The organism is Prevotella brunnea (genome assembly GCF_008016795.1).
GTDB lineage: Bacteria > Bacteroidota > Bacteroidia > Bacteroidales > Bacteroidaceae > Prevotella > Prevotella brunnea.
Map to the genome: position 1 here is coordinate 1 of NZ_SDIK01000065.1, position 8,999 is coordinate 8,999.

Here is an 8,999-nt window from a genome sequence, read left to right on the forward strand (position 1 = left end):
AGGTGCATATATACGACCAACTGGATTGAAAGGCTCAACAGGAAGTACAGGAGAACCATCCAAATGAGGACATCCATGCCATCAGAGAAGTCTGTCATCTTCCTCCTGGCAGCCGTGGCGATGGAGGAAACAAAGACGACATATGAAAGGAGAATATATCAATTCAAGAACTGGAAAGAAAAGAATAAAATAACAGTGGAAGTACAGAGAAAGGAAAGATGAATTACACACTTTTAAGGACACTACCGCTTTGTTATGGGTTGACCACATAACGGACATTTCCTTTCTTGTTTTTCCCATATGTAGATGAGAGATTTCCGTCCCTTTAGACTGAATTTCATTTTGGTTACAGCCCTCTGTTCGGTATAATCATCCCATGCTGGGTCAAATGGATTATAAGCAGCTTTGAGTTGTGGATATTTCTTAATTTTGATGTCAGTAAGTGATACAAGAGAATGGTAGAAATTACCGTTCTTTCTACTTACTTCCGTGGAGAAAATCCAATCTCTGTTTCCCATCTTATGGAAATATCTGTTTTTAATCCATGCAAGCCCCTTGTTGTGATGTCTGCGCAAACACCATCTCCAAATCTTTTGGAAAATAGCATTGTCCGTCTTTCTGAATGTTTCAGTAGCGGCACAGAATTGATAATAATTTCCCCACCCTTTAATGATAGGATTGAGCGTGAAGATAAGGTCGCTTTGGGTTGCGGACGAGTTTTTCTTTATCACATCCTTAATCTTTGCGGTAAATTTCTTCACTCTGTCCTTTGATGGTTTCGTGAGCAGTGTTCCATTATATTTCCTGACATTAAATCCGAGAAAATCAAATCCATTGTCAATGTGTGTAACGAGAGTTTTCTCTTCGGATAGTGTTAGTCCTCTTTCTGCCAAGAAATTCGCAATAAGTGGCTTAACTTCTTCTCTGAGAATGTCCTCGCTATCACCTGTGATAATGAAATCATCAGCATATCTTACAAGATTTATTTTGTGACGAATTTCCTTTCCATTCTTAGTTGTTATAGGGAAATTCTTTGCGAGTAAATCTTGTATTCCATCAAGTGCCATGTTTGCCAAGATAGGAGAGATTATGCCACCTTGCGGTGTACCCTCTTCTGTTGGGAAAAGTTCATCTTTGAAGATAAAACCACATTTCAGCCATTTCTTCAGCATGGTCTTGTCCATAGGGATATTTTCCAATAACCATTCGTGGCTTATGTGGTCAAAGCATCCTTTGATGTCACCCTCCAATACCCATTCAGGAGAAAATCTCCTTGAAAGTAGTGTATGAATTCTTATCATAGCGTCCGCAGTGCTTCTTCCTTTTCTAAATCCATAGGAGAAATTGTCTCCTTTTGTTTCTGCAACTGGCTCAAGTGCCATGGCATAAAGAGCCTGCATAGCTCGGTCTTTCATTGTGGGTATTCCTAAAGGGCGGAGTTTTCCATTACTTTTCTTGATATGAACACGTTTTAAAGGTTGAGGTTTATACCCTCTTTTTCGTAGTGTGTCAATGGCTTTATACTTCGACATGTCTGTTGTCCAAAGGACTTTATCCACTCCCGAAGTGTTCTTGCCTTGATTGGAAGTCACACGTTTTACTGCTAATGCCTTAGCGTAAAACGAGTGGGTAAGTGTCCATTGCAATGCTTTTACCTTGTTCCACTTACCTTCTTTCTGCGCTTTTACAATGCGAACTTGTAGCTTCTTAACAGCAGCTTCGGCTCTGTTCCAGTCAATGGAAGTCCAGCCCCCACTATTGTCAGTAGGCGCACACGATGTTTTTATGTTACGTTCGTTCATTTGCATTCCTTCTTTGAGAAGTTCTAAAAGTTATTGTAAAAGTGTTACCTAACGTGGAAGTCTGCCCACTTTCGTGTCGGATGATATTATTCATGCCATCACGTGACCTGTAACTCAATCCGTATCTGTCTCATTACAAGACAGCATTCGCTTTTTCCACAATCTTCTACCCACATATCATTCTGCTTTCCTTGCGGTTGGCTTACCTATTTGGTTAATAGGAAACATATGGGCTTACCTAGTTTTACATGAGTGCCATGAAAGGGTTAGGTTCTGTCTCTCCGCCGGTGGTTCCGATGTTCGTGTATCCTCAAAGTTCACAAGGATAGCCAACCACTTTACCTTTTTGGTTCAAGCCTTATAGTGTCTTTAGCTTGTTCGACTTAACGACGTTTATCAACAGTTCGCTATCGCTAACCATACCTTTCAGCCAAGCTCCCCAACCGCCTAACACTGGCAGTTATTGAAATCCCCTCACGGTTCTTTCTGCGTCTTGCGACAGGGCTACCTTGTCTGGGCAGCTTAACACAATCCCTTAAAGACTGCATTTGCCCATAGGCTACTACTGACGAAACAGCAGGTCAAGTCATTGCTTGACAGCCACTCATGTAACTTTCTAGTCACACGAACTTGAAGTCATACACATACATCGAATATCCTTTCTCTATCTGCTGCTTGATGAAATTGTTCACCACGGCATACGACTTACCGCTGCCCGGCGTGCCCAGTACGATGGAGGCACGGAAGGGATTGACCACGTTGATCCAGCCCCTGTTCCAGCGTTTGCGGTAGTAGAAGCGTGTGGGCAGGTTCACGGAATAGTCGTTCTCCAGCAGCCTTGTCTCCTGCATGAAACTCTCGTTCTCCGTGTTGAACACATCCTCCATCAGGTTGTGCTTCAGCAGGCGGCTCATCCACAACCCGCCCATCAGCAGACAGACGTAGCCCATGCCGATGGTGGCGATGTACAGGCCCGCCACCGCCTCCGTGGGCAGTGGCAACGCCAATATCCACCAGTTGAGGAAGAACAGCACGCTGCCTGCTGCCAGTGCCGCCCAAATCCTGCTCCAAGTGATTTTCTCTCCCTTCACGCCCTTCGTGCCGAGGCAGGAAAGGGCGAGCAGGAGTACGGCGAACAGCTTCGTGTAGAGGATGGAGTGGAACAGTCCCGCCGTGCGGTTGAAGTTCATCAGAATCCTGTCCACCACACCGATGTCCACACCCCACAGCCGTATGGCACTGTAACAGTACCAATACACGTTCATCACTACCAGTATAATACTCACAGCACGCAGAAAATCCATGATTTTCGCCAGTGCCCTCAAATCGTCTTCTTGTGACATACCTTGATTCTTTTTTGATTGTTGATACTTTGATTACATTCCCAGTCCCTTGCGCTTTTTCTTTTTCTTCTTCCGCTGCATGGCACGGATAAACGCCTCCTCTTCGGGGTCGATACCAGAACCGTCGGGTGAGAAAAGCCCTGCGCCTGAGATGTGGAAACCGTCAGCGGTGTACTCCTCTGCTTTCGGCATGACAGCGTTTCTTTCTTCAGAAGGAACGCTCTCTTCTGCAGGTACAGTCATCGTTATCGGCTCGTTGTTGCCGAATGGCAGCGTGAAGTGTTCCTGCAAGGCATTGGCCGAAAATCCCCTGCCCATGCGTGAGCCGTTGAGCACGCAGCCCGTGCGGTGGTCGATGAAGGTAACGCCGTAGATGCGCCCGTCCTCCGTATGTCGCAGCACCGTGTCGATGCCTCTTTCCCTGAGCAGGGCGATGAAGCGGTCCTGGTGGTGAGTCGCCTCCAGAGCCGCCAATACAGTGCGCTTCGTCATTTCAGCCAGTTTCCTGTCCTTTATCTCTTTTTTGGAGCGTGCAAACTTGTTTTGCAGCGCATCATATCCGGCTGACTTGCCAAAGAGCGAGGACTTGAACGGATTTCCCGTCTTGTTGCCTGCATCATCCGTTGCGGAGAACACCAGCCCGTGGTATTCCCGTCCACGCACGATGCCCCGCGTCTCCTCCACCGTCACGTTGTACAGCGACAGCAGCGCACGGTATTCGCCCAGTGAGTGGAAGCGGTACTGCCTGTTCACCACCTTCACGATGTTACCCACCTGCTTTTTGACATCGCCTGCCGAAGTGTCCACCTTGTGCAGCGGACGCTCTATGCGCTCGCCTCGTCGCTCTGCCGGGTGCAGCCCATACTTCCGCTCCAGATCCTTGCGTATGCGCTCGCTCCTGCGGAAGAGGAAGTCCTGGTTGAGTCGCCTGCCGCTCTCGTCCACATTGATGGTGACGATGTGAAGGTGGTGGCGGTCAATGTCCTCGTGCTTATAGACCATATAAGGCTGGTTGCCGTAGCCCAGACGGTCGAGGTATTCCCGTGCTATCTCCTGCAGCTCCGTGTCCGTCAGCACATCATCGGGATGCGGATTGATGGAGATGTGCAGCACAGGTTTCTCCGTGCGCACCGTGGCGGGCATGAAGGCCATGAAGCCCTCCATCGCCTTGGCTATGTCCACCGTGCCGCTCCCGTCGTTGAAGATGCGGTTGGTGGCCAACAGCCGACCCTGCTCCTTGTTGATCTTCTCCCCGTTGTAGGCGAGGGCACCGTAGAGCGACTTCCCTAAACTGATTTTGGTGACCATTTCTCCTCCATTTCTTTTGAGAGTTCCACAATCCTGCGGCTCAACGCCGCCAGTTCCTCCGTGCATTTCTCCAGTTTGTAGAGCAACGCCATCGCCTTTTTCTCGGAGAAATGCGACCGCAATTCCTTCACGACTTGGTTGTAGTTCGTACCGATGGCACGGAACTGCGCATGGAAATCCGACAGCTTGGTGTAATAGTCCACCAAGCCCTTGTCCATCGTGACGACCCTGAACGTCCTGCCGAAGAACTGCTCCTTCAGGAATACCGCCTTGGCATAGACACCCGATTTCTCGTGCATGGCGAGGAACCTGTTCCACTCGCCGTCGTCGAAGCGTACCATCACGCAGTGCGTCTTCGTGTCCAACTTGGGGCATCGCCCCGTTCTTCTTTTCTCTTTCTGCATTATTGATTGGATTTAGTGGTTTTGCGCCAAGGTCTCCTTTCTGGGCCTCCAACCATCGGTTTTCATCAGGCTTCCCGACTTTGGAGGAAGAGCCATCCCTCGTCAGTGGGGCGAGAGCTTTTCGGGTAACTCAAATCCTTTTGAGTAACTGAAAAGACATCTTGCTATTGGCTAATGCCAATAAAAATCCGCCTTCGGACGGATTGGTGTATTGCCTGATAACCCTGGTGGCAGTGTTCCAAGGGCAAGCCCTGTCGCTTGGGTGCAAAATTACGGCTATTTTCGCCTCTGAATCAGCGTTTTTGCTGTGCCAACCGCTACCACCCTGTGCCACTCGCTGCCACTCATTCCGAAAGTGATACGGATATGAAAAAATGCCTATACTTTTGCATCGTGATTCAGTTCACGGATGATTTGCGGACGTAGAAAACCGACTGTTCAAATCCATGCGTAACCGGTTTGACGGGTAAGCGGAAAAGCGGATTTTCAAAGGTCCGGCAATCCACTGATACGATGAAGCGCATACGTAATGACGCAATGACTTCATGCCGTCATTCAGTGGGGATTCAAACAGGCGAAGAACCGGATAAGGGGAAAGCCGTTGAAGCGACAAACCAATCATCCGCATAAATGAAGACACCGGGATGCAATCCCATAGAGAGACAATAAAACGAGTAAGTAATCATTCAAAAACGAGAAGACATGAGTAAAGAAATCTTCGTCGCCTTTGCGACACAGAAGGGAGGCATCGGCAAATCCACCGTCACTGCCCTTGCCGCAAGTTACCTTCACAATGTGATGGGGCTGAATGTGGCGGTGGTGGACTGCGATGCCCCGCAGCACAGCATTCACGGTTTGCGTGAGCGCGAGTTGAAACTGATAGAGGAAAGCCTCTACTTCAAGGCACTGGCCTGCGACCATTTCCGCAAAATCAAGAAGCATGCCTATCCGATAGTGGAGAGCGATGCGGTGAACGCCTTGGACGATGCGGAGAAACTGCTGGCAAACGAGGAGGTGAAGCCCGATGTGGTGTTCTTCGACATGCCCGGCACGCTGAAGGCGAATGGCGTGGTCAAGACGCTCTCGCAGATGGACTACATCTTCGCCCCAGTCAGTGCAGACCGTTTCGTGGTGGAGAGCACGCTCCAGTTCGCCACCATGTTCAAGGACAACCTGATGACGACAGGCAGGGCGAAGACAAAAGCCTTCCACCTGTTCTGGACGATGGTTGACGGCAGGGAGAAGAACGGGCTGTATGAGGTCTATGAGGACGTGATGGCGGAGATGGGGCTTTCAGTCTTATCCACACGACTGCCCGACAGCAAGAAATACCGCCGTGACCTTTCGGAAGAACGGAAGGGCGTGTTCCGTTCCACCATCTTCCCGATGGACTCCGCCCTGCTGAAGGGGAGCGGCATCAAGGAATTTGCAGAGGAAATCAGTAACATCATAAACAACCCGTAATTATGGCAAGCAGAAAAGTGAATACGGAAGGCATTGACGAGGAACTGTTGATTGCCTCCATCGGAAAGAAAAGAAGCGAGGAACAGATGCCTCCTCCCGTACAAGAACAGTCCGTGCAAGGACAGGAAGAAAAGTCCTACGCTCCAACGAGGCGCGATGCGGGCGGCAAAAAGAAACAGCAGGACGATGACTATATCGGGCTATATCTCGGTCGCAACGAAATCAAGACCCGGCAGTGCGTGTATATCAGCAGGGATGTCCACAGCGTCATCCTGAAGATAGTCAACAGCATCGCCCCGGAGGACACGACAGTGGGCGGATACATCGACACCGTCCTGCGGTTCCACCTGCAACAGCACAAGGACCGCATCAACGAACTGTACAAGAAACAAAGAGACAATTTGATTTAACAACAGTATTAACATCAAAAATTTCAAGACAATGAAGAAGAATCAAGTGAGCAATTACCGTAGCGTGTTTTTGAAGAGCAATGGCATCAACAAGAAGAATGCCATGCCAGTGGCCATCAGTCCGAAGACTTATGCCAAGATAGAGCAAATCATCCAAGTCATGGGAGACGGCAGCTGTACCGTGGACGATTTTGTGGAGAACGTGCTGAAGCATGGTCTCAGTGGTAAGGAATCCCGGTCTATATCTATCAGCGCAGCGACCTATGACATGATAGAGGGTCTGATTCATGGTATGGAGACAGACGGCTGCACTGTGGACGCCTTTGTGGAAAGCATATTGAAGTACCAACTCCGCGAGGCGAATACCCGTCCTATTCCTATCAGTCCGACAACTTATGCCGTGATAGAGAATATCATCCAAGTCATGGGAGACGGCAAATGTACCGTGGACGATTACGTGAAAAACGTATTGCAGAGCAAACTCTGCGAGATCAATGATGTGCAGTGTATCGCATCTAAAGCATAAAATCGGGGCAATCAAATTATTCACATCTAAATTTACAAGACAATGAAGAAGAATCTCAGAAGCATTTTCAACAAGTTCATTAAGAAGGCTGGCATCAAAGCAAGAGACGGCAAGCAAGTTTACATCTGCGAGGAATTTCATCAGAAAATAAGTCTGATGGCTAATCTCGGCTGTCGAGGTGAGATTACCATAGCGGATTATCTCCACAATGTGCTGGAAGACCACTTCCGCATGCACGGGACAACCTTCAACGAAGTATTGAACGAAGCATTGAAGGCAAGATTATGAGCATCACCTATATCCTGCTTTCCGTGTCCATTGTCTGCAATGTCTGGTTTATCCTGCTGCTTCTTGCAGACCGCATAGCCGACACCAAGGCGGCAAGACTCCTGAGAGGCATTGCCGATGTATGGAAGTCGCTTCATGAAACGGCGGAGGAAAGGCCAACGATGTCCCAATCTCCAGTTTCCGACAATGAGATTATCGGGAAAAGCAAGTTCAGAATGCAGTCTCCGAGGCCAACCGCTGCCACCCCTGTGCCAAAGGATTCCACTTCCGAAAAAGGTGTGGAGATGTCGGAAAACGACATTACTTTTGAAAGCGAAAACAAAGACAGCGAGCAAGAAACGGACTCCGCTCGCATCCCGGACGTGAAACTCGACAAGGCTTTCAAGAGCCTTTCACCGGACGAGCTGGGTTATTCGGATGATGAGCCGGAAGAAGAAAGCGAACGTCCGCGAGCCTCTGGTTTCAGCTTTGACGAGATTGGTGAGGCTGTCCACATAGCCACCAAGAAGAACCCGTCGGGCAAGGAACAGCAGAAAGCGAGGGAGGTCTTCGCAGAACTGGAGGACACGGAACTCTATGAGAAACTAATGGCCGGAAGTACGGAAGTAAGTATCCGCATCAAGGGACTGATGGAAATTCGCCTGAAGAAGCCGAAGAAAGATTTCGTCATCCCCGACAAACTGGAGGACTTCAACATCCGGGACTATGTATAACGTATAACCATTGCAACGAAAAAAAGAATGAATAGAAAGTAATGCAACAACAAAGCGGCAGAGCGGTACAAGGTACATCCAGACCGCAAACGGACAGCCTAAGTCCGTGGAAACAAAAGGGCGACACCACTATATCCGAATAAAGTAAATCATTATCAACCCGCCCGACAAGGACTATCCACCCTTTGAGGGCACAAAATAGAACATCAATATGAACAAGAACAACAGTATCAGAACAATCCTCTCGGCAGCACTCCTCATCGCTGCAAGCGCAACAGCATTCGCACAGGGCAACGGACTGGCAGGCATCAACGAAGCCACCTCCATGGTCACCTCGTATTTCGACCCAGGCACGAAACTCATCTACGCCATCGGCGCAGTGGTCGGACTCATCGGCGGCGTGAAGGTCTATGGCAAGTTCTCGTCGGGCGACCCCGACACCTCCAAGACCGCCGCAAGCTGGTTTGGAGCGTGCATCTTCCTCATCGTGGCAGCCACCATTCTGCGCTCGTTCTTCCTATAATATAATAATGTATGGGTAGTGTCCTTAAAAGTGTGTAATTCATCTTTCCTTTCTCTGTACTTCCACTGTTATTTTATTCTTTTCTTTCCAGTTTTTGAATTGATATATTCTCCTTTCATTTGTTGTCTTTGTTTCCTCCATCACCACGGCTGCTAGTAGGAAGATGACGGACTTTTCTGATGGCATGGATGTTCTAATTTGGATGGTTCTCCTGTACT

At 48.8% G+C, this 8,999-nt stretch carries 10 protein-coding genes and 1 pseudogene; 7 read left to right on the forward strand and 4 right to left on the reverse strand.

Translation table 11 applies throughout. The features are described 5' to 3' along the window. On the forward strand, positions 1-222 hold a 222-nt coding region (locus ETF27_RS08680), incomplete at its 5' end, for a transposase (RefSeq protein ID WP_193557215.1). 20 nt (positions 223-242) lie between these two features. Here ETF27_RS08680 and ltrA read toward each other — a convergent pair. The 4 genes and pseudogenes from ltrA to mobA form a co-directional block, all read right to left on the reverse strand. Then, the gene (gene ltrA / locus ETF27_RS08685; RefSeq protein WP_147785724.1) at positions 243-1,802 is read right to left on the reverse strand and encodes a group II intron reverse transcriptase/maturase; all 1,560 of its coding nucleotides are present in this window, start codon (positions 1,800-1,802) and stop codon (positions 243-245) included. Positions 1,803-2,428: 626 nt separating this feature from the next. Further along, positions 2,429-3,145: pseudogene (locus ETF27_RS08690) on the reverse strand (YWFCY domain-containing protein); the annotation flags it as partial. Between the two features lie 33 nt (positions 3,146-3,178). Continuing rightward, a complete protein-coding gene (gene mobB, locus ETF27_RS08695) occupies positions 3,179-4,453 on the reverse strand; it encodes a conjugal transfer protein MobB (RefSeq protein ID WP_036906430.1) in 1,275 nt (424 codons plus the stop codon). Beyond that, a complete protein-coding gene (gene mobA / locus ETF27_RS08700; RefSeq protein WP_036906433.1) occupies positions 4,432-4,857 on the reverse strand; it encodes a conjugal transfer protein MobA in 426 nt (141 codons plus the stop codon). The genes mobB and mobA overlap by 22 nt, the downstream gene beginning before the upstream one ends. Positions 4,858-5,559: 702 nt before the next feature. On the opposite strand from mobA, the gene ETF27_RS08705 reads away from it, so the two are divergent. From ETF27_RS08705 to ETF27_RS08730, 6 genes are all read left to right on the forward strand, one after another. Continuing rightward, on the forward strand, positions 5,560-6,321 hold the full coding sequence (locus tag ETF27_RS08705) for a ParA family protein (protein ID WP_021825156.1): 762 nt from the start codon (positions 5,560-5,562) through the stop codon (positions 6,319-6,321). Positions 6,322-6,323: 2 nt separating this feature from the next. Then, complete coding sequence (locus tag ETF27_RS08710; RefSeq protein ID WP_021824984.1) at positions 6,324-6,731, forward strand: DUF3408 domain-containing protein; 408 nt, start codon at positions 6,324-6,326, stop codon at positions 6,729-6,731. 31 nt (positions 6,732-6,762) lie between these two features. Beyond that, positions 6,763-7,257: a DUF3408 domain-containing protein gene (locus ETF27_RS08715; RefSeq protein ID WP_036906436.1), complete on the forward strand. Its 495-nt coding sequence runs from the start codon at positions 6,763-6,765 to the stop codon at positions 7,255-7,257. A gap of 42 nt (positions 7,258-7,299) precedes the next feature. Beyond that, positions 7,300-7,545 carry a DUF3408 domain-containing protein gene (locus ETF27_RS08720; RefSeq protein WP_036906439.1) on the forward strand — a complete coding sequence of 82 codons (246 nt, stop codon included), beginning with the start codon at positions 7,300-7,302 and terminating at the stop codon, positions 7,543-7,545. Continuing rightward, positions 7,542-8,258 carry a conjugal transfer protein TraD gene (locus tag ETF27_RS08725; RefSeq protein WP_147785725.1) on the forward strand — a complete coding sequence of 239 codons (717 nt, stop codon included), beginning with the start codon at positions 7,542-7,544 and terminating at the stop codon, positions 8,256-8,258. The genes ETF27_RS08720 and ETF27_RS08725 overlap by 4 nt, the downstream gene beginning before the upstream one ends. 211 nt (positions 8,259-8,469) lie before the next feature. Next, on the forward strand, positions 8,470-8,781 hold the full coding sequence (locus ETF27_RS08730; RefSeq protein WP_021825124.1) for a DUF4134 domain-containing protein: 312 nt from the start codon (positions 8,470-8,472) through the stop codon (positions 8,779-8,781). Positions 8,782-8,999: the final 218 nt, after the last annotated feature.

Coding starts and splice junctions, on each gene's coding strand:
- ETF27_RS08725 (WP_147785725.1), top strand. CDS start 7,542: ATGAGCATCACCTATATCCTGCTTTCCGTGTCCATTGTCTGCAATGTC.
- ltrA (WP_147785724.1), bottom strand. CDS start 1,802: ATGAACGAACGTAACATAAAAACATCGTGTGCGCCTACTGACAATAGT.
- mobA (WP_036906433.1), bottom strand. CDS start 4,857: ATGCAGAAAGAGAAAAGAAGAACGGGGCGATGCCCCAAGTTGGACACG.
- ETF27_RS08710 (WP_021824984.1), top strand. CDS start 6,324: ATGGCAAGCAGAAAAGTGAATACGGAAGGCATTGACGAGGAACTGTTG.
- ETF27_RS08715 (WP_036906436.1), top strand. CDS start 6,763: ATGAAGAAGAATCAAGTGAGCAATTACCGTAGCGTGTTTTTGAAGAGC.
- ETF27_RS08705 (WP_021825156.1), top strand. CDS start 5,560: ATGAGTAAAGAAATCTTCGTCGCCTTTGCGACACAGAAGGGAGGCATC.
- ETF27_RS08720 (WP_036906439.1), top strand. CDS start 7,300: ATGAAGAAGAATCTCAGAAGCATTTTCAACAAGTTCATTAAGAAGGCT.
- ETF27_RS08730 (WP_021825124.1), top strand. CDS start 8,470: ATGAACAAGAACAACAGTATCAGAACAATCCTCTCGGCAGCACTCCTC.
- mobB (WP_036906430.1), bottom strand. CDS start 4,453: ATGGTCACCAAAATCAGTTTAGGGAAGTCGCTCTACGGTGCCCTCGCC.